This window comes from Streptomyces zhihengii, assembly GCF_016919245.1.
Lineage (GTDB): Bacteria > Actinomycetota > Actinomycetes > Streptomycetales > Streptomycetaceae > Streptomyces > Streptomyces zhihengii.
Genome location: NZ_JAFEJA010000001.1, coordinates 1,294,157 through 1,314,104, shown reverse-complemented (window position 1 = coordinate 1,314,104; position 19,948 = coordinate 1,294,157). Strand labels below are relative to the sequence as shown.

17 protein-coding genes are annotated in these 19,948 nt (G+C 73.9%); 9 read left to right on the top strand and 8 right to left on the bottom strand.

What is annotated here, in order from left to right; translation table 11 throughout:
- Window positions 1-168 precede the first annotated feature (168 nt).
- Entirely contained in the window at window positions 169-1,218 is a 1,050-nt protein-coding gene (locus JE024_RS05555) for a DUF2804 domain-containing protein (protein ID WP_205372509.1), read from the bottom strand.
- A 476-nt stretch (window positions 1,219-1,694) separates the two neighbouring features.
- On the opposite strand from JE024_RS05555, the gene thrS reads away from it, so the two are divergent.
- A complete protein-coding gene (gene thrS / locus JE024_RS05550) occupies window positions 1,695-2,870 on the top strand; it encodes a threonine--tRNA ligase (RefSeq protein WP_244883128.1) in 1,176 nt (391 codons plus the stop codon).
- Window positions 2,871-3,208: 338 nt separating this feature from the next.
- On the top strand, window positions 3,209-4,771 hold the full coding sequence (locus tag JE024_RS05545) for a right-handed parallel beta-helix repeat-containing protein (RefSeq protein ID WP_205372507.1): 1,563 nt from the start codon (window positions 3,209-3,211) through the stop codon (window positions 4,769-4,771).
- A gap of 132 nt (window positions 4,772-4,903) precedes the next feature.
- Here JE024_RS05545 and JE024_RS05540 read toward each other — a convergent pair whose 3' ends face one another.
- From JE024_RS05540 to JE024_RS05525, 4 genes are all read right to left on the bottom strand, one after another.
- Window positions 4,904-5,764, bottom strand: coding sequence for a thermonuclease family protein (locus tag JE024_RS05540; RefSeq protein ID WP_205372506.1), 861 nt, complete (start codon window positions 5,762-5,764; stop codon window positions 4,904-4,906).
- A gap of 229 nt (window positions 5,765-5,993) precedes the next feature.
- Window positions 5,994-6,350 carry a hypothetical protein gene (locus tag JE024_RS05535; RefSeq protein ID WP_205372505.1) on the bottom strand — a complete coding sequence of 119 codons (357 nt, stop codon included), beginning with the start codon at window positions 6,348-6,350 and terminating at the stop codon, window positions 5,994-5,996.
- The gene (locus JE024_RS05530) at window positions 6,347-6,847 is read right to left on the bottom strand and encodes a DUF6232 family protein (RefSeq protein WP_205372504.1); all 501 of its coding nucleotides are present in this window, start codon (window positions 6,845-6,847) and stop codon (window positions 6,347-6,349) included. Before JE024_RS05530 ends, JE024_RS05535 begins: the two co-directional genes overlap by 4 nt.
- A gap of 276 nt (window positions 6,848-7,123) precedes the next feature.
- Complete coding sequence (locus tag JE024_RS05525) at window positions 7,124-7,606, bottom strand: nucleotide triphosphate diphosphatase NUDT15 (RefSeq protein ID WP_205372503.1); 483 nt, start codon at window positions 7,604-7,606, stop codon at window positions 7,124-7,126.
- Between the two features lie 274 nt (window positions 7,607-7,880).
- Here JE024_RS05525 and JE024_RS05520 point away from each other — a divergent pair, with 274 nt between their 5' ends.
- The 4 genes from JE024_RS05520 to JE024_RS05505 all read left to right on the top strand — a co-directional run bounded on the left by JE024_RS05520 (window position 7,881) and on the right by JE024_RS05505 (window position 14,167).
- Window positions 7,881-9,755 carry a rhamnogalacturonan lyase gene (locus JE024_RS05520; RefSeq protein ID WP_205372502.1) on the top strand — a complete coding sequence of 625 codons (1,875 nt, stop codon included), beginning with the start codon at window positions 7,881-7,883 and terminating at the stop codon, window positions 9,753-9,755.
- A gap of 530 nt (window positions 9,756-10,285) precedes the next feature.
- Window positions 10,286-11,095 carry an ABC transporter ATP-binding protein gene (locus JE024_RS05515; protein WP_280521570.1) on the top strand — a complete coding sequence of 270 codons (810 nt, stop codon included), beginning with the start codon at window positions 10,286-10,288 and terminating at the stop codon, window positions 11,093-11,095.
- On the top strand, window positions 11,092-12,075 hold the full coding sequence (locus JE024_RS05510) for an ABC transporter substrate-binding protein (protein ID WP_205372501.1): 984 nt from the start codon (window positions 11,092-11,094) through the stop codon (window positions 12,073-12,075). Before JE024_RS05515 ends, JE024_RS05510 begins: the two co-directional genes overlap by 4 nt.
- 4 nt (window positions 12,076-12,079) lie before the next feature.
- Window positions 12,080-14,167: an iron ABC transporter permease gene (locus tag JE024_RS05505; RefSeq protein ID WP_205372500.1), complete on the top strand. Its 2,088-nt coding sequence runs from the start codon at window positions 12,080-12,082 to the stop codon at window positions 14,165-14,167.
- A 153-nt stretch (window positions 14,168-14,320) separates the two neighbouring features.
- Here the strand turns inward: JE024_RS05505 and JE024_RS05500 are convergent, their stop codons facing one another.
- Complete coding sequence (locus JE024_RS05500; RefSeq protein ID WP_205372499.1) at window positions 14,321-15,418, bottom strand: hypothetical protein; 1,098 nt, start codon at window positions 15,416-15,418, stop codon at window positions 14,321-14,323.
- 243 nt (window positions 15,419-15,661) lie between these two features.
- Here JE024_RS05500 and JE024_RS05495 point away from each other — a divergent pair, with 243 nt between their 5' ends.
- Window positions 15,662-16,126: a pyridoxamine 5'-phosphate oxidase family protein gene (locus JE024_RS05495; protein WP_205372498.1), complete on the top strand. Its 465-nt coding sequence runs from the start codon at window positions 15,662-15,664 to the stop codon at window positions 16,124-16,126.
- 33 nt (window positions 16,127-16,159) lie between these two features.
- Here JE024_RS05495 and JE024_RS05490 read toward each other — a convergent pair whose 3' ends face one another.
- Both JE024_RS05490 and JE024_RS05485 read right to left on the bottom strand, forming a co-directional pair.
- Window positions 16,160-16,972, bottom strand: a complete 813-nt coding sequence (locus JE024_RS05490; RefSeq protein ID WP_205372497.1) for an N-formylglutamate amidohydrolase — start codon at window positions 16,970-16,972, stop codon at window positions 16,160-16,162.
- Window positions 16,969-17,145 (bottom strand): hypothetical protein, encoded by a 177-nt coding sequence (locus JE024_RS05485; protein ID WP_205372496.1) that lies wholly within the window; start codon window positions 17,143-17,145, stop codon window positions 16,969-16,971. Before JE024_RS05485 ends, JE024_RS05490 begins: the two co-directional genes overlap by 4 nt.
- Window positions 17,146-17,193: 48 nt before the next feature.
- Here JE024_RS05485 and JE024_RS05480 point away from each other — a divergent pair, with 48 nt between their 5' ends.
- Together JE024_RS05480 and JE024_RS05475 are read left to right on the top strand one after the other, a co-directional pair.
- On the top strand, window positions 17,194-17,781 hold the full coding sequence (locus JE024_RS05480) for an isochorismatase family protein (protein WP_205372495.1): 588 nt from the start codon (window positions 17,194-17,196) through the stop codon (window positions 17,779-17,781).
- A 145-nt stretch (window positions 17,782-17,926) separates the two neighbouring features.
- The gene (locus JE024_RS05475; protein WP_244882602.1) at window positions 17,927-19,930 is read left to right on the top strand and encodes a glycoside hydrolase family 5 protein; all 2,004 of its coding nucleotides are present in this window, start codon (window positions 17,927-17,929) and stop codon (window positions 19,928-19,930) included.
- Window positions 19,931-19,948 lie beyond the last annotated feature (18 nt).

Below are 19,948 nucleotides of genomic sequence, written 5' to 3'. Positions count from 1 at the left end.
GTTCGTTCACGCGGTGCGGAGACCGGCCGCCGCGGGCGGAGCCTCCCTGTACGAGATCCGTGCGTGGGGCACGGGTCTGCTGACGATCTCAGACATCTCATGGTTCAGTCAGCCCGTATCACCATGTGGGACGACCCGCGTCGTGCCCGGCTCCCGCGCCCGTCGCCTCTACCAGCGCATATGGACGTCCTCGGCCCATCCCAGCAGCCCGTCCACGGCGATCCGTTCGCCATCGTCCGTGCGGACCGTGCCCGACCAGTGGCCGAAGCACTGGTCGGTGCGGTTGGCGATCAGGACCGCCTCGGTCCGGGTGGAGCGGTTGTGGAACGGGGTGAACACCAGGTCCACCGCGTCCCCGCCGGGGGTGCGCACCCGCCACGGGGCGAGATGGTCGGCGGGGGACCAGTCCCACTCCAGTTCGTCCCCGATCTTGCTGAGCCGGCCGTCCACGCACAGCGCGTTCTCCGTGCTCCCGGTGCCCCGCGTCCAGCCCCCGCCGAACTGGAGCCCCACCGTGCGGCCGTCCGTCCGGCCCGAGCCGGCGCCCCAGTTCCAGTCCACCGAGCGCGGCCACCGGCCGCGCCCGTGGTCGAGGGTGCCCCAGGCGTCCTCCCCGAACTCCAGCACCCGCTCCCCGACCCGCACCGTCCCCGACGCGGGCCGCGCCGTCTGCTTGGAGGTGTACTGGAAGCGCCGCTCGCTCCAGGGCACCACCACCGACAGCGTCTCGTGCCCCTCATCCATCCCCACCAGGAGATCGACCTCCACCGGCAGCCGCCCGCCCGGCGTCAGACAGCGCGCCCGCAACCGTGTCCCGGCCCCCTCGGACCGGATCTCCACCCGCACCTGCCCCCGCACCGGCCGCGCCGGCCCGACCACCACCGGCGCGGTCCCCGGGGCCCCGGCCACCGCGTCGGGCAGCGCCACCCCGAAGCCGCCGGGCACGATCGCGGTCCGCTCGAACTCCAGCCCCCCGGCGCCGTACTCCAGCACGTACACGGTGTGCAGCGCCAGGAAGTCGAGGTCGCTCACGGTCAGCGCCACCAGATGCGTCGGCGTCGTCACACACCAGTACTCCCACCGCTTGCCGCGCCCCCAGCCGCGCATCCCCGTCCGGTGCAACGGCCGCCGCGACCACCCCACGGCCTCCGCCTCCAGCCTCCCGTCCGCACGGCACAGGTCGACGGGCTCGGTGATCTCGCGCTCATGGGTCGTCATGGGGCGCAGCCTAGGGGGCCGTTCGGCCCCGGGCTCGCCCGCTGTCACGCCCGCGGAAATCCCCTTGCGGGGGCCGCCGGGTCCGCTGCTAGCCTCCGGCACATGAAGCGCGCTGCGATGACGACGACGCCGAGGAGTGTCCCGGCGCGCTGATCGATGCCTGATCCGAAGCCCCGGGGCGAGTGCCCCGGGGCTTCGTGCTGCGGTCGCTCGTCCCACGACCACGAGGACCGACCATGCACGCAGCCCGTCCCGCCCGCGCCGCACAGGACCCTGCCGGGGGACCCGAGCCCGAGGGTGCCGCGGCCGAAGGCCCCAACTCCGATGCCTCGAGCGGCAATTCCGAACCCGAGGATGCCGCGGCCGGAAACCCCGTCCCCGAGGCCTTTGCCGAAGACCCCGCGCCCGGGGGGCGTCCCCGGTACGACCACCGGAAGGTCGGGCGGGAGCTCGGTCTGTTCGACACCGATCCGCTGATGGGGGCCGGGCTGCCGTACTGGCTGCCGGACGGGGCCGTCGTGCGGCACGCGCTGGAGGAGTACATCCGGGAGGCCGAGCGGCGGGCCGGCTACCGGCACGTGTACTCGCCGGTGCTCGGGAAACGGGAGCTGTACGAGATCTCCGGCCACTGGGACCACTACAGCGAGGACATGTTCCCGCCGATGGACCTCGGTGGTGAGCAGGTCGTGCTGCGGCCGAGCCTGTGTCCGCACCACGCCCTCATCTACCGCTCGCGGGGCCGCAGTTACCGGGAACTTCCCCTGCGGATGGCCGAACTCGGCGGCATGTACCGCGCCGAGCTGTCCGGGGTGCTCGGCGGGCTGACCCGGGTCCGGGCGATCCAGCTCAACGACGCGCACGTCTTCTGCACCCTCGACCAGGTGGCCGGCGAGGCGGCGGCCGCGCTCGCTCTGATCCGGGACGCCTACGCGGCGCTCGGGATCACCGCGGCCCGCTACCGGCTCTCCCTTCCCGGGCCGGGCGGCAAGTACGTCGACGCCCCCGAGATGTGGAGCCGAGCCACTGCGCTGCTCACCGAGGTGCTCGACCGCGCGGGTCTGCCGTACGAGGCGGTGGAGGGCGAGGCGGCGTTCTACGGGCCCAAGATCGATGTGCAGATCACCGATCACGCCGGCCGTGAGGCCACCCTGTCCACCGTGCAGATCGACTTCCACCAGCCCGCGCGGTTCGGCCTGCACTACACCGGACCGGACGGGGCGAAGCACCGGCCCGTGATGATCCACCGCAGTGTCGTCGGCAGTGTGGAGCGTGCGGTCGCGCATCTCCTCGAACAGCACGGGGGAGCGTTCCCCGCCTGGCTGGCCCCGGTGCAACTGGCGGTCCTGCCGGTGCCGGACGCCCAACTGCCGTACGCCCGGGGGCTGGTGGCCCGCTGCCTGGAGCTCGGGCTGCGCGCCCGGCTCGACGGCCCGGAGGCGGGCACCCTCGGCGCGCGGGTGCGGGCCGCGCGGCTGGTGCCCTACCGGATGGTCGCCGGTGCGCGGGAGGCGGCGGGCGGGCTCGCCGCCGTCCGTCTCCGGGACGGCCGGAGCACCGCGCCGGCCCCCGTCGCCGAGGTGCTGGAGCGTATCGCCGCGGCGGTCGCGGGCCGCCTCGACGACCTCCCCGGGGATCCCTCTCCGGCGCCCTGACCGAGCCGGGCCGGGCTTCCGCCGGGGGCCCCGCCCGGCCGTCCTGACCGAGCCGTGCCGGATGTCCGAAACGGTGTCAGAAAGTTCATGTCCATGAACTCAAATCATGTACAAGTCATTGACGGTCCGGCGGGAGAGCCCTAGGTTCCCGACGAAAGCGCTTACCCAGCGCCGTTCACACGGTCCTCGGCGGGGGGCGACGGGCGCCCCACCCGTTCACTCCGCCGAACAGGCGCCCACCGCGGCGCCGGGACCGTGCGCAGCACAGCCCCACCCCGTGCTCGCCCCCCATCAGCGGCCCGACGGGCCGCCCGAGCCGACCGACATGGAGACCAACCATGCACATGAGAGCCGCCCTCGCGTGCACCGGCCTGCTGGCAGGTGCTCTAGCCGTGGTGTCCGTCCAACCGGCGCACGCCGCCACCGTGCGCTACGAGGCCGAGACGGCCCCGGCGATCTGCACCGGCGCCGTCGAGACCGAGTGGGCCGGCTGGTCCGGCAGCGGGTTCTGCAACGCCACCAACGCGGTGGGCGCCCACGTGCAGTTCACCGTGAACGCACCGGCCGCCGGCACCGCCACCCTGACCGTGCGCTTCGCCAACGGGACCACCACCGCGCGCCCCGCCGCGGTCGTCGTGGGCGGCACCACCGTCGCCACCCTGTCCTTCGAGGGCACCGGCGCCTGGAGCACCTGGGTCACCAAGACCGTCACCGTGCCGGTGGCGGCCGGAAGCAACACCGTCCGGCTCAACCCCACCACCTCGGCGGGCCTCGCCAACATCGACTACCTGGAGGCCGAGACCAGCGGCGGCACCACCACGCCGCCGCCGTCCTCCGCCGCGCTGTACGTCGCCCCGGGCGGCACCGACGGGGCGGCCGGCACGCTGTCCGACCCGACCACGCTCACCTCGGCGATCAGCCGCATCACCCCCGGCGGGACGATCCATCTGCGCGGCGGCACCTACCGCCACTCCCAGACGGTCACCATCCCCCAGGGCAACAACGGCACCGCGGCCGACCGCACCGAGCTGTCCGCCTACCCGGGGGAGACCCCGGTGCTGAACTTCTCGGCCCAGACCGAGGACCCGGCCAACCGCGGCCTCGCGGTCAACGGCTCGTACTGGCACGTCAAGGGCATCGTCGTCGAACGCGCCGGTGACAACGGCATCTTCGTCGGAGGCAGCAACAACATCTTCGAGCGCACGGTCACCCGCTACAACCGCGACACCGGGCTCCAGCTCTCCCGGATGCTCTCCAGCACGCCCAAGGACCAGTGGCCCTCGAACAACCTGATCCTGAGCGCCGAGTCGCACGACAACGCCGACTCCGACGGCGAGGACGCCGACGGCTTCGCCGCCAAGCTGACCTCCGGCCCGGGCAACGTCTTCCGCTACGCCGTCGCCCACAACAACATCGACGACGGCTGGGACCTGTACACCAAGACGGACACCGGCCCCATCGGCGCCGTCACCATCGAGGACTCCCTCGCCTACGAGAACGGCACCCTCTCCGACGGCACCCAGAACTCCAGCGGCGACCGCAACGGCTACAAGCTCGGCGGCGAGGACATCGGCGTCAACCACGTCATCCGGCGCAACATCGCCTACGACAACGGCAAGCACGGGTTCACCTACAACAGGAACCTGGGCAGCATGACGATCTCCGACAACATCAGCATCGACAACACCGAGCGCAACTTCTCCTTCGACAACGGCTCGTCCGTCTTCCGCAACAACGTCTCGTGCCGCAGCGGCGACGGCTCCAACGACAAGACCGTCGGCAACGCGGACGGCTCCAACCAGTTCTGGACCGGCACCAACGGCTCCAAGTGCTCCGCCTACGCGGGTGCGCTGCGCTGGTCGTACGCCTCCGACGGCCGGCTGAACGTCACGTTCGGCTGACCTGCCCCGCGCGCCCGCGGCCCCACCGCGGACGCGCCCTCCAGCACCGCCCCACCACGACAGACGCCCCACCACGACACCACGGCCCGGCCCGTCGGGAGCCCCACCCCGGCGGACCGGGCCGCCGGCGTGTCAGGCGTCCTCGAAGAGGAGGTCCTCCGGCGGGTGCGTCATCCGCACCGTATGACCGTTCGCCGTCTCCACCACGTGCTGCAGACCGGCGCGCCGCTCACCCGTGGACAGCACGGAGTACCGGTCCCCGACTCCGGCGAGGAACGCGGGGAAGCAGGCGAGCGGCAGCCCGAGACGCAGATGGTCCACCAGCCGGCGGAACAGCTTGGGCAGGATCACCACGTCCTCGGTGAGCGAGTCGAGGCCGGTGATCTTCGCTCCGTCCGTGGTCACATCGCTCTCCCACAGGCCCCGCCCGGCCGCCCGCGCCTCGACGGCCGCGGCGGCCATCTCCGTGCGCAGACCGGTGAAGAGGCTGCGGTAGAAGGTCGGGTAGGCGAACCCCTGCGCGATCAGTTGGTGGTTCACCGTCGTGCGCAGCGTCGCCACGTCCACGTCGATCTCCAGCCCGCTGGTGCCGGGCGCGGTGCCGGCTCCGGCCAGGGCCACGCAACGGCCGTGGACGTCGGAGCCCCGGGTGAGGACGAAGCCCGGCACGGTGGCGGGGGTGGTGGCGGTCACCGTCTCGTCAGGGCGGCGTTGCACATCGGTGAACCCGAGCCGGCTCAGCAGTTCGTCCCGTGCGGCATGGGCGAACCGCAGCGGCTGGTGGACGCGGCCGGGGCCGTAGTGCGTCTCCAGCGCGTCGACCGCGTCCAGGCGCAGCTTCGCGCGGCCGGTCGCGCTGTGCCCGACCGCGCGGCCGCCCCCGCCGCCGACCAGACCCCACTCGGCCGGGTCGTCCGCCGTGAAGTGGACGGTGTCGCCGTCCGGCTGCGATCCCTCGATCTGGTAGAAGCCCTTGATGAGCAGCATGGGCATGGCGACTCCTCGGCGGTGGAACGGTGTGATGGCTGCGAGGGACCGCGCGGGGAGCCACGACGGACGGCCGAACCCCTTGCCCCGTCGCCGAGTTGAACCGGGCCCCGGACCCCGTCCGACACGTCCCCCACTTCAGATGGTGCGCCTCGATCCACCGCTTCGCACCTCCGGTGCCGCACGCCGGACAGGAGGTCTCAGCCCTCTCCGGTGCCGCGCCGGAGAGGAGGTCTCAGCCGATTCCGAGCAGCGCCAGCACCTGGGTCACCGCGTCCACGACCGGCTGCCCCAGCGCGCCCACCGTCGCCGCGATCGTGGCGACGGCCACCAGGGCGTCGCGCCGGGTCGCTGGCGCCGTGGCGTCGGAGGTGATCGCCGGGAGGGAGCTGTCGAGGACCCGCGCGCTGCCGGGCTCGACCTGTGCGCGCAGCTCGCCCACGAGCTGCTCCAGCCGCGCGAGGGCCTCCGTCAGCCCGGGCGCCGGTGCCTGGTGCTTGACGATGCCATTGATGTGGCTCCCGCCGTAGATGTTGACGTTGTCGCCGCCGTGGACGTTGCTGCCGTAGTGGTGCCCGGTGCCCTCGCTCACTTGCTCACCCCCGTGTTGTTGATGCCGCCGTACATGTTGACGTTGTCGCCGAAGTGGTAGTTCTTCGGATTCACCAGCACCCGCTCGACCCGCATCTGGAACTCGACCTCCGGGTGCTCGATGGCGTGCACGAGCGCCTCCAGCAGGCGGCGCAGCCGCGCCGGGTCGGGCAGGGTGACCATGGCGGTGGAGGCGCCGGAGGTCTCCACCTCCAGCACGTGCTGGGACGGGGCGGCGAGTTCCTTGACCAGCTGCACCACGAGGCCGATCGCGACGACGCCGCCGAGCACCAGCACCGTCTGGCCCGACCCGGTGGAGGAGTCCTCGCTCGCGGCGGCGAGCACCAGGGCCGAGAGCGCCGTCACCGCGAACCACTTGAGGAAGCCGAGGAAGGCCTCCAGACGCTTCGGTTCGAGGACGAAGGTGTGGACGCGGGTGATGTTGCGCAACGGGTAGGCCGCCTCGCCCACCCACAGCAGGTTGGCGCCCACGCGCATGACGACATCGCCCGACGGCTGCGGTGGCGGTGGCGGCGCGGGGCGTGGCGGCGTCGCGGGCGGCCGGTGCGGCGGTGGGGGCGGCAGGGCCCCCGGGGGTGTGCGTGCTGTCCATCCGTCCCCCGTCAGGTCCGATGTCACTGACCTCACTGACATCACTGTGCGGACCATTAGGGGGTGCGGGGGCGCCGGAGGAGAGACGAAAAGCAGCCAAAAACGGAGGGCGCATCCGGATGTGCGCCCCCACGCGGCCAGGCTGCCCCGGCCAAGGGCGCGTCAGGTGCCGTCCGTGCCGGCCACCGGGTATCCGCGGAACGCGGGGTCCCGGGCGACCGCCCCGGGGAACCAGCTCGCCAGCACCGCCGCCGAGGGGGCGAAGAGGGCGCCGGGCAGCGCGTCCGGAGGGAACCACTCCCAGCGGGCGATCTTGTCGGGCTCCCGGACCGAGGGCGTGCCCGTGGCCCGCCCGACCCGGGCGGCGGCCGTCACCCGGGGGATGCCGCCCGTCGCGTCGACCAGCACCGCGGCGACGCGCACATCGTCCGGCCGCGCCGACAGGCCGGTCTCCTCGGCGAGTTCACGGACCGCCGCCTGTTCGAAGCCCTCGCCCGCGTCGACCTTGCCGCCGGGCAGCTCCCAGCGGCCGTCGTGCCCGAGCCCCAGCAGCACCCGCCCCGCCGGGCCGGGCACCACGACACCGACACCGATGAGACCGTTGGGCGCGGGGAACGCCCGCTCGGGGCGCGGGCCGGATGCCATGCGGGCACACCTCTCCTGGTCGGGACCTGGTCCGGACGGGACTGTACCCGCCGCTCCCGCCCGGACCCGCGTGAGCCGGACGCGGCACCCCGTCCGCACCACCCCACCAACATCACCCGCACCACCCGCATCACCCGGGACACCCGGAGCCGGGCGGCGGCACCCTGTCCGCAACACCCGGGAGACATCCCGGAGACCCGGGGGAAACGGGCGGCAACCTCCCTCCCCCCGGCGCCCACTGACAGAGGAACGAGGCCACTGACCTCGCCCCCCCATGTCAGGAGGACACGTGCGCAACCCAACCGGCGGGCGCCCGAGGCGCCCGTCCCGTACACCGAGGCCGCTGCGCGCGGTCGTCGCCGCGGGCCTGGCCGTCGTCACGGCCGCCGCGCTGCCGTCGTTCGGTCCGCAGTCGGGCGGCGCGTACGCCGCCACCGCGCCGGGGCCCTCGGTCCGGGCGGAGAACCTGGACCGCGGACTCGTCAGCATCCACGAGGGTGCGGACAACCTGGTGAGCTGGCGCCTGCTGTCCGGCGACCCGGCCGGCGTGGCGTTCAACGTGTACCGGGGCACCGTCAAGGTCAACGACGCCCCGATCACCGGCTCCACCAACTTCCGCCACAAGGACGCCCCGGCGCACGCCGACTACCGGGTGAAGGCCGTCGTCGGCGGCCAGGAGCAGGAGTTCTCCGCCCACGCCGTGCAGTTCCGGGCCGGCTACCTCGACGTGCCGATCTCCAAGCCCGCCGGCGGCTCCGGCTACACCTACACCGCGAACGACGCCTCCGTGGGCGACCTCGACGGCGACGGCGACCTGGACTTCGTCCTCAAGTGGGACCCGACCAACTCCAAGGACAACTCCCAGTCGGGCGTCACCGGCAACACCGTCCTCGACGGCTACACCCTCGAAGGCACCCGGCTGTGGCGCATCGACCTCGGCCGCAACATCCGGTCGGGCGCGCACTACACGCAGTTCCAGGTGTACGACTACGACGGCGACGGCCGCGCCGAGGTCGCGACGAAGACGGCGGACGGCACCCGCGACGGTGTCGGGACCGTCATCGGCAACGCGTCCGCCGACCATCGCAACGGCGAGGGGAGGGTGCTGAGCGGGCCGGAGTTCCTCACCGTGTTCCGCGGCTCCGACGGCGCCGCCCTGTCGACCGCGGACTACGTGCCCGGCCGGGGCACGGTGAGCGGCTGGGGCGACGACTACGGCAACCGGGTGGACCGCTTCCTCGCCGGTACGGCCTACCTCGACGGCAGCACCCCCTCGCTGGTGATGGCCCGCGGCTACTACACCCGTACGGTCATCGCCGCCTGGGACTTCAAGGACGGCCGGCTCACCCGCCGCTGGACCTTCGACACCAACAGCTCGACCAACGCCGGCAAGGGCTACGACGGCCAGGGCAGCCACAGCCTGTCCGTCGGCGACGTCGACGGCGACGGCCGCGACGAGATCGTCTACGGCGCGATGGCGGTCGACGACAACGGCCACGGCCTGTGGACCACGCGCACGGGCCACGGCGACGCCCAGCACCTCGCCGACCTCGACCCGGCCGACCCGGGCCTGGAGTACTTCAAGGTCTCCGAGTCGTCCTCGCAGCCCTCGTCCCTGTACATCGACCCGTCGAACGGCGCCTTCCGCTGGAAGACGGGCACCGGCAGCGACAACGGCCGCGGCGTCGCGGGCGACATCTGGGCCGGGAACGCCGGCGCGGAGATGTGGTCGGCGGCCGACACCTCGATCCGCGACCGCACCGGCGCGACCCGCGGCCGGGAGCCCTCCTCCGTCAACTTCCTCGCCTGGTGGGACGGCGACACCACCCGCGAACTCCTCGACGGCACCCGCATCGACAAGTACGGCACCGGCGGCGACACCCGGCTGCTGACCGCCTCCGGCGTCCACTCCAACAACGGCACCAAGGCGACCCCTTCGCTCTCGGGCGACATCCTCGGCGACTGGCGCGAGGAGGTCGTCTGGCCGACGAGTGACGACAGCGCCCTGCGGATCTACTCGACCCCGATCGAGACCGGCCACCGCTTCACCACCCTGCTCCAGGACCGGATGTACCGCACGGCCCTCGCCTGGCAGAACACGGCGTACAACCAGCCCCCGCACCCGAGCTTCTACCTCGGCCAGAACTGACCCGCCCGCTCCGCCCCGTGGTGCCGCCGGCCCCGCCCGGCGGCACCACCGGCATGCCCGGCGCGGGCCGCGGCCTGGTGGCTGTCCGGTTCGTCCCCGGTCGGGCCGCGGTGCGCGCCCGGGTGTGCGCCTCTTCGCGCCCCGGTGCGCCCTTCGTGCACAGCCCTCCGCGTACCGGCCGCGGGTGCGCGGGGAGAGGGCGCGCCGAGCCGGGAGCCCGCGGACGAGCGGTGCCCTGCGGGCCGAACTCCAGCGCGCGTCCCACCTGGTGAGCCGCCGCGTGTCCACGCGGAAGGGCCGCCGGCCGGGCTCCGCCCCGGCGGGTGCGGACCAGGGGTGGTTTTCGGCCGCCGGGTGGCCCGGGCGGGTGGGCGCTTCCGTGCGCCGGGGCGTGCGCCCGGCCGTCGGGGGCCGGGGGCGGCGAAAAGTTTCCGCCCCCTGCTGAACAGCAAGGTTTAGGTTAGGCTAACCTTCGCAGCGTGAGATCTGCTGAAGAAGCGGCCAACGCACCCACCGTGGGCGGGCACACCATGTCGGCCACCGGCGTCACCGTCGCCTATGACGGTGTCGACGTCGTGCACGACGCTGCCATGACCCTGCGGCCCGGCCGTGTGACCGCCCTCGTCGGGCCCAACGGCAGCGGCAAGTCCACGCTCCTGCGGACGCTGGCACGACTCCAGCGCCCCCGGAGCGCCACCGTCACCATCGACGAGGAGACCGACGCCCTCGCCCTGAGCCCGCGGGAGTTCTCCCGGCGCGTGGCCCTGCTCACCCAGGCACGCCCCACGCCCAGCGGCCTGACCGTCCGGGACGTGGTCGAGTTCGGCCGCTACCCGTACCGCGGGCGCTGGGGCGGAGCCGACCCGGGCGGCCGGGCGGCCGTCGACCGCGCCCTGCGCCTGACCGGCGTCGAGGAACTCGCCGAACGGGGCGCCGAACACCTCTCCGGCGGCCAGCTCCAGCGCGTCTGGCTCGCCGGCTGCCTCGCCCAGGACACCGGCGTCCTGCTGCTCGACGAACCGACCACGTACCTGGACCTCCGCTACCAGATCGAACTCCTCGACCTGGTACGCGATCTGGCCGACGACCACATGATCGCCGTCGGCGTCGTGCTCCACGACCTCGACCAGGCCGCCGCCGTCGCCGACCGCGTCGTACTCCTCGAAGCCGGACGCGTCATCGCCGACGGCCTGCCCGAGGAGGTGCTGACGCCCGAGCGGCTCACCGCCACCTACGGCATCCGCATCGAAGTCGACACCGACCCCCTCACCGGCCGCCTGCGCACCCGCGCGATAGGCCGCCACCACACCAGAACCGAAAGGCTCGGCACACCCTCATGAGACGCCTCATCGCCACCGCGGCCACCGTCGCCGCGGCGCTCGCCCTGTCCGCGTGCGGCACCACCGAACCGGCCGCCGACGACGCCGACAAGGCCTCGGCCGAGCCCACCTCCATCACCCTGACCGACGCCACCGGCGCCAAGGTCGAGCTCGACGGCCCCGCCAAGAAGGTCGTCGGCACCGAGTGGAACGTCGTCGAGAGCCTCGTGACGCTCGGCGTCGACCCCGTCGGCGTCGCCGACGTCAAGGGCTACAAGGCCTGGGCCGCGGGCGTCCCGCTGAAGAACGAGCCCAAGGACATCGGCACCCGCGGCGAGCCCAGCATGGACACCGTGGCCGCCCTCGCGCCCGACCTGATCGTCGCCACCAGCGACCTGCCCGCGCCCGCCGTGAAGCAGCTCCGCGAGGTCGCCCCGGTCCTCACCCTCACCTCGGCCGACGGCAAGGACCAGATCGGCCAGATGCTGAAGAACCTGGACCTCATCGCCCAGGCCACCGGCACCGAGGCGAAGGCCGACGAGACCAGGAAGTCCTTCGACGCCAAGGTCGCCGAGGGCAAGAAGGCCCTCGCCGACGCCGGTCTCGGCGGCGCCGGGTTCGCCTTCGCGGACGGCTACGTCCAGTCGAACCAGGTCTCCGTCCGCCCGTACACCGCCACCTCGCTGCTCGGTGCGGTCAACGAGAAGATCGGTCTGAAGAACGCCTGGAAGATGGAGGGCGACCCGGCCTACGGTCTGGCCTCCACCGACGTCGAGGGCCTCACCTCCCTCGGTGACGTCCACTTCGCCTACATCGGCAACAAGACCGACGCCTCCAGCGACCCGTTCGGCAAGGAGCTCGCCGACAACGCCGTCTGGAAGAACCTGGAGTTCGTCAAGAAGGGCAACGTCCACCGCCTGGACGACGGCATCTGGATGTTCGGCGGACCCGTCTCGATGGAGGCGTACATCGACGCCGTCGTCGCCGCGCTCACGAAGTAACGCGATGGCCGTCACCGCTACCACCCCCGACACCCGCCGGCCTTCGCAGGAACAGCCGGAGACGAAGGCCACGCCGCGGACGGGCGCGGCCGCGGTGACGGCCGCGCTCGTGCTGCTCGTCGCGGTACTCGCCCTGGTGGACATCACCCAGGGCACCGCGGCGGTCGGCGCGTCCGAGGTGATGAAGGCGCTCACCGGCCGGGCCGAGCCCGGCGACGCGTCCGTCGTCATCGCCTCCCGGCTGCCGAGGATGACCGCCGCGATCATGGTCGGACTCGCCCTCGGCATGGCGGGCGCCGCCCTCCAGGCGGTCAGCCGCAACGTGCTCGCCTCGCCCGACACCCTGGCCGTGAACGCCGGTTCCTACCTGGCGCTCGCCGTCGTCTCGGTCACCGGCGTCTCGCTGCCGTTCATCGCCTCGTCCGGCGTGGCCCTCATCGGCGGCCTCACCGCCGCCGCCGTCGTGCTCGGACTCTCCGGCCTCGGCGCCGGCACCGTCCGGCTCGTCCTCGCCGGCACCGCCCTGATGCTCGGTCTCGCCTCGGTCACCGAGGGCCTGCTGCTGCTCTTCCCCGAGCAGACCGAGGGCCTCTACCAGTGGAACCAGGGCAGCATCGGCCAGAACGGCTTCGGCGGCGTCCTCCAGATGCTGCCGCTGGCCCTCGTCGGCCTCGTGGGCCTGCTGCTCGCGGGCCGCAGGGTCGACGCCCTGGCCCTCGGCGACGACGCGGCCCGCGGCCTCGGCGTGCCGGTCCGCGCCACCCGCGTCACCGTCGTCACGCTCGCCGCGCTGCTGTCCGCCGCCTCCGTCACCCTCGCCGGACCGATCGGCTTCGTCGGACTCGTCGCCCCCGCGCTGGTCCGCCCGCTCGCCCGCCGGTTCCGCGGCTTCACCAGGTCCCGGACGGCGATCCCCGTCGCCGGACTGACCGGAGCCGGGCTGGTGCTCGGCGCCGACGTCCTGCTGCGCACCTTCGTCAGCGCCGACCTGGCCGTCGCCGTCCCGACCGGTGTCGTCACCAGCATCGTCGGCGCCGTCTTCCTCGTGGTGATGGCCGTCCGCGTCAAGGACACCGCCGGGGCCGCGGCCGTCGACCGGCTCCGCATCCGCAGCCGCGCCGCCTTCCTCACCACCGTCGGCGTCCTGGTGGCCGCCCTCGTCGGCGTCACGATCGCCGGAGTGCTCCTCGGCGACGCCAAACTGCTCCTCGGCGACGTCGTCAACTGGGCGCAGGGCAGCGCAGGCCGGTCCATCACCTTCGTCCTCGACACCCGGGTGCCCCGGGTCGTCGCCGCGATCCTGGCCGGCGCGGCGCTCGCCCTCGCCGGCACCCTGATCCAGGCGGTGACCCGCAACCCGCTCGCCGACCCCAGCGTCATGGGCGTCTCCGGCGGCGCGGCCCTCGGCGCCGTACTCCTCGTCACCACCGTGCCCCTGGCGGGCTCGTGGAGCATCGTGGGCGCGGCCTTCGCCGGTGCCGCCGTCGCCGCGGTCTTCGTCTTCGGGCTGTCCGCGCGGGGCGGCTTCCAGCAGAACCGGCTCGTCCTCGTCGGCATCGGCATCGCCACCGGCACCACGGCCCTCATCAGCCTGCTCATCGTGCTGACCGACCCGTTCAACGCGACGAAGGCGCTCACCTGGCTGTCCGGTTCCACCTACGGCCGCACCATGCCGGACACGCTGCCGCTGCTGGGCGTCCTCACGGTGGCCGCCGTCGCGGCCGCCGTACGGCGCACCGAACTGGACCTCGTCTCCCTCGACGAGAACACACCGCGGCTGCTCGGCCTGAACCTCTCGCGCACCCGGTTCGGGTTCCTCGCGGCCGCGGTCCTGCTGAGCGCCACCTCCGTGGCGGCGGCGGGCACCATCGCCTTCGTCGGCCTGGTGGCCCCGCACGCCGCGCGCGCCCTGGTGGGCCGCCGGCATGTGCGGGTGGTGCCCGTCTCGATGCTGCTCGGCGCGGTCCTCGTGTGCACGGCGGACCTGCTCGGCCGCACGGTCATCGCGCCGTCGCAGCTCGGCGCGGGCCTGATGACCGCGGTCATCGGCACGCCGTACTTCCTGTGGCTCCTGGTCCGGAGCCGCCGCTAGGGCGTGTCCGGCGCACGGCGCCGTCCGCCCGCGGGGCGTCGCGCGCCCTGCGGGATCCGTCGGACACGGCCCGGGGCCTGTCGTCCGCCCGGCCGGGAGCCCCGGGGGCCGAAGCCCCCGGGGCTCCCGGCGTCCGGTGCCGCGGGCCACCGCTCAGCGCAGCGTCGCCAGCAGCAGGACCACCACGGCCGCACACCCCGCGGCGGCCGCGGAGAGACGCGTCACCACCCGGCGCGACGGCAGCGCGACGACGCCCGGCTCCGTGTGCCCCGCGTACACATGGAGCACCTTGCCGGGCAGCTCGTGCAGCTCGACCCGTGCCAGCGGGAGGTGACGGAGCGACACCTCCCGCGTGATCTCGCCCTTCCGCCGCACCAGGCGCTCCCGCACGGCCCGGCGGTGATGCTCCGCCAGCTCCTCGGGCAGCGCGTCGCCGTCCCCCAGCACATGGGTGCGCCACGCGCCCCGGTTCCGCAGCCGCCGCCGCACCAGCCAGGGCGGGTGCGGCGGCGGGGGTCCGACCGTCTCCGTGACCGGGGTCCGCTCGATCGTCCCGCGCGTCCACACCGTGAGCCTGCCCCTGCCCTCGCAGACGCCGCACTCCTCGGTGCCGTTCCCGCGGCAGGTACGGCACTCGGCCTCCCCGGAGCCGCCGCACTCCTCGTGCAGGGTCCTGCCGCGCCCGCCGCAGCCGGGGCAGGCGGTGCCCTGCTCCCCGCAGAGGTCGCAGCCGGTCCGCACGTCAGGCTGCTTCACCTTCCGTGCCGCCCGCGGCCGCACGGCGGCTCTGCGCCCCGTGCCCTTGCCTTCGCACGCGGTGCACGGTCTCGCACCACGGCAGAGCGCGCACGGTTGCAGCGCGGGACACGGCTGACGGCCCCTGCCGCCGCAGTTCGCGCACTGCCGCCGCCCGTGGCTGCACTTCGTGCAGCCGGTCTCCCGGGCGGAGCCGTCGTGCACCAGGTGCACCGTGGTGTGCCGGTGCACGTCCTTCACCGGGCCCGGATCGTAGGTGCCGAGGTCGCCGTAGACCGGGACGTCCGACAGGTCGTGGGGCGCCGGGCGGGTCTGCTCGGACTCCGTGCGCGACTCCACGCAACGGGTGACGGTGCATGCGAGGAGCGGCTGCCGTGCGATCCGGGCAGCGCCGGCCAGCCGCAGCCGGTCCGAGGGGTCGGGCAGTCGCAGGTACGCGGCGACCGCCGCGAGGATCTCGTCGTCGGACAACGGGTCGGGTGCTGCGCCGGTCATGCGCGGGGTCTCCCTCCGCCGGGCGCCCGCCCGGGCCGCGGACGGCACGGGGGAGCGGGTGCGGTGCTGCGAAACGTCCAAGTGTCCCGCAGGGCAACGCCGCTGGGAAGATCGCGCACCGCCCGGGAAGCGCCCCCGGGAGGTGGGCTGCCCCCGCCGTCCGCCATGCTGGCGCCAGGCACCCGCCGGGCCCCGGCACGCGCCTCCGGCTCACGGCCGGCCGACCCGAACGGAAAGCGGCACATGACCACCGACGCACCCGACGCACCCCGCAGCCTCGACGAGCGGCTGGCGGACACCCGCAAGCGGTTCGAGACCGACGTCGACGTCTGGGTGGCCACCGCGGACGCGGACGGCCACCCGTACCTCGTGCCGCTGTCGTTCCACTGGGACGGCGCGGCGTTCCTGATCTCCACCCACCGCAACAACCCCACCGCCCGCAACCTCCTCGCGAGCGGCGAGGCACGCCTCGCCTTCGGCGTCACCCGGGACGTCGTGCTCGTCCACGGCACCGCCGCCCTGCTGGAGGCGGACGGTCTCGCCCCCGGCGAGGCCGACGCCTTCGCGGCGCGTACGGGCTTCGACCCGCGGGCCGCCCGGCCCCCGTACCCGTACTTCCGCGTCACGCCCGTGAGCGTGCAGGCATGGCGCGAGGTGAACGAGATGCGCGGCCGGGAGCTGATGACGGACGGCCGCTGGCACGCCTGAGACCCCGGGCCGCCCCTCCCGCCCGGGTGCCGCTCACCCCGGCGCCCCCGGCGCGCCCACCGTGTCCACCAGCCGGGCCAGCGCCCCGGCGAGCGCGCCCAGGCCCGGGCCGGGGGCGCCGCCCGGCTCGGACATGTAGACGTCGCGGCGTATCTCGATCATCAGCGCCGTGACCCGCGGGTCCTTCCCGTAGTGCTTCAACGGCACATAGGTGCCGGCGAACGGGCTGTCCAGGGCCGTCCCGCCGAATTCCGCGAACGCCTCCCGCGCGGCGGCGACCAGCTCCGGCGGTGTGTGGAAGGCGTCCGTCCCCAGGCAGACCGGCGGCCGGGGGCCCTCCCCGTGCAGCTCGTACGGGAGACGGGCCGTCGGATACGAGTGCACGTCGACGACCACCGCGCGGCCGGTGGCCGCGAGCCGCGCGTCCACGGCCTCCTGGAGCGCCCGCGCGTAGGGCGCGAAGTACCGTGCGACCAGGTCGCGTCCGTCGAAATCCGCCGGCCGCAGCGCCTCGCCGTGCGTGGTCCGGGTGTAGACCGCGCCCATGCCGACCGCGAGCATCTCCTCGCGCTCGTCGGGGAACCGCTCCGGGTCGACGACCAGCCGGGACAGCCGGTTGACGAAGCGCCAGGGGCGGACCGCCGCGTCGGCGGCGGCTCCGGCGGCGATCTCGTCCGTCCACGCGTCCGTGATGTGGTCGAGCTCGCGGTGGAGCGAAGGCCCGTCCAGCACGATGTCCCGGCGGACGTCGCCGGGCACGGCCCGCGAGGCGTGCGGGACGTGCAGCAGCACGGGGGAGTCCGGTGCTCCGGGCAGCAGCCGGAAGCCGGCGGCGGTCTCGTTCATGCCGTCATCCGACCACACCCCACTGACAGCACCGACAGCACCGACAGCACCGACAGCACCGACAGCACCGACAGCACCGACAGCACCGAAAGCACCGACAGCACCGACAGCACTGACGGCACCGACAGCACTGACGGCACCGACAGCACTGCGAACCGGGTTTCCGTGCGCACCGGGAAACCCGCTGGAGCAGCGTCCGCCCCGGCCGACATCATGGCGGCATGAGCAACTCCGTGCCGCCCGTCGGCGCCCTGATCGTCGTGGACGTCCAGTCCGCCTTCGTCACCGGTCCGGGCGCCGTGCCCGACGCCGTGCGGCTGGCCGGCCGGACTGCGGACCTCCTCGCGCGCGCCCGCGCGGCCGGCGCCCTCGTCGTGCACCTCCAGAACGACGGTCCGCCCGGCGCGGAGGACGAGCCGCACACGCCGGGATGGGAGCTCCACCACCCCGTCGAGGAGGGCCCGTTGGAGACCGTGATACGCAAGCCGCACGACGACGGCTTCGCGGAGACCGCGCTCGGCGAACTGCTCGTCGGGCACGGTGTGCGGGCGCTCGCCGTGTGCGGGGTGATGTCCGAGATGTGCGTCCAGGCCACCGCCCGTACGGCCCTGGCGCTGGACTACCGCGTCGTCCTGCCGCACGACGCCCACGCCACCCAGGACATCCCGCCCGCCCAGGGCCTCGGCGACCGGGTGCCGGCCGCCGTGGTCTCCCGGGTCGCGGAGTGGGCCCTCGGCAGCGACGCGGAGGTCGTCGCACGGGCGGCGGACGTGGTCTTCGGGCCGCCGGGCGGTGCGCCCGGCGCCTGAGCGCCCCTCGGGGCACCCGCTGCGCGACGTACCGCCGCAGACGGGATCCGGCCGACTGCGTGCGGGCACGGTGGCCAACGAGCCGTTCGGCCAGCATGATGGCGCAGTCATGACAAGCGTCGACCGAGCTCCCCGAGGCGGACGGATGGCCCTGCACCTCACCCCTGTCCGGGCGGCACTGGCCGCCGCGCTCTCGGCCCTGATGCTCGTCGGCGCCGCCCCGCCGGCCGCCACCGGCCCCTCGGCCGAACCCGGCGCGGCGGCTCCCGTATCCCGGGCCCCCGGCGCGCAGGCTCCCGCATCCCGGGCCCCCGGCGCGCAGGCCGCCGCATCCCGGGCCCTCGTCGCGCGGGCCGCCGACTGGACGCCGCCGCTCAGCACCCGGGGCCGCTGGATCGTCGACGCGGACGGCGACCGCTTCAAGCTCAAGTCCGGCAACTGGCACGGCGCGAGCGGCACCTGGACGGGCTCGGGCGACCGCGAGGACCCGGCCAACCACCACGCGGGCGAGAAGGCGGACCGCATCCCGCTCGGCCTCGACCGGGCGCCGATCACCGAGATCGTCGACGGCTTCCTGGAACTCGGCCTCAACAGCGTCCGCCTTCCGTTCTCCAACGAGATGGTGCACGACACCCGCCCGGTGGCCGACGCCTCCGTCGCCGCCAACCCCCAGTTGCTGGGCCGGACCCCGCTCGCCGTCTACGACGCCGCCGTCACCGCCCTCACCGACGCCGGCCTCGCCGTCATCCTCAACAACCACACCAACACCACCCGCTGGTGCTGCGCCGTCGACGGCAACGAACGCTGGAACGCGAGCCGGACCGACGCGGAGTGGGAGGCCGACTGGCTGTTCATGGCCCGCCGCTACCGCGACAACCCGCGCGTCGTCGGCGCCGACCTCTACAACGAGGTGCGCCGCACCGTGCTCGACGACCCCAACTGGGGGCGCGGCGACCGCCACGACTGGTTCGCCGCCTCCCAGCGCGTCGCCGACCGCATCCTGCGGGAGGCCGACCCCGAGCTGCTGGTCATCGTCGAGGGCATCAACTGGACCGGTATCCCCGTCGACGGCCTCCCGCACGGCCGCCCCACCCTGGAGCCCGTCCGGCACCTCTCCCACACCCTCGTGCGCTCCGGCAAACTCGTCTACTCCGCCCACTTCTACGGCTACACCGGCCCGAACCACAGCGGAGCCACCGGCATCGGCGAGACCACCGACCCCCGCTACCAGGACTTCACCCGCGGCGAACTGCTCGACGTCCTGAACCGGCAGGCCCTCTACGTCGCCGCCGAAGGGGACCGGCACTTCACCGCACCCGTGTGGATCAGCGAGTTCGGGGTCGGCGGACGCGACGAGCACGGCGTGAAGCAGCGGGCCTGGTTCGAGAACTTCGTGGACCATCTCGTCGCCGCCGACGCCGACTTCGCGTACTGGCCCCTGGTGGGCTGGCACCAGGACCGCAAGGGCAACGGCTGGGCCCTGCTCCACTGGGACTCCGCCGGCCGGCGCGCCGGCGTCTTCGACGGCGACGACTGGCGGGCCGGCGCCTGGAGCCGCCTGGTCGGCGCCCAGGGGCGCACCGGCCCGGTGCCCGTCACCGACCGCTGGTCGATGCTCGCCCCCGACCACGCCGACGCCGTGCAGTCCCTGCGCATGCGCGACGCCGGCGACTGGGACCAGGGCGCCCGCAAGTCCGCCTGCCCCGACGGCCAGCGCCTCGCCGGCCTGAGCCGCACCGGCAACCGCGGCCTGTGCACCGACACGGCCGCCCGCGACCTGTGGGCCACCGGCGGCCGCCACGAGGCCGTCCGCGACGAACGCCATGTGCCGCAGGGCGGCGACTGGGCGAGCGGATACACCAAACTCCAGTGCCCCGCGGGCCACTTCCTCACCGGCTGGTCCGTCCGCGGCGCCGCCGTCTCCTCGGCGCTGTGCGCCGAGTCCCGGACCGCGCTCGGCGCCGCCGCCCGCACCGTCTGGTTCGACCGCGGCGACAACCGCCCCGCGAACGCCCGCGGCGGCGAGTTCGCCCACGGCCGGTACAAGGGCCAGTGCGCCGACGACGAGTACGCGGCCGGCATCGCCTACACCACCCGCATCGGCTCCTCGGGGAACCCGGCGGCGCTGCTGTGCCGGAAGCTCGGATGAGGCCACCGGTGCCGGCGG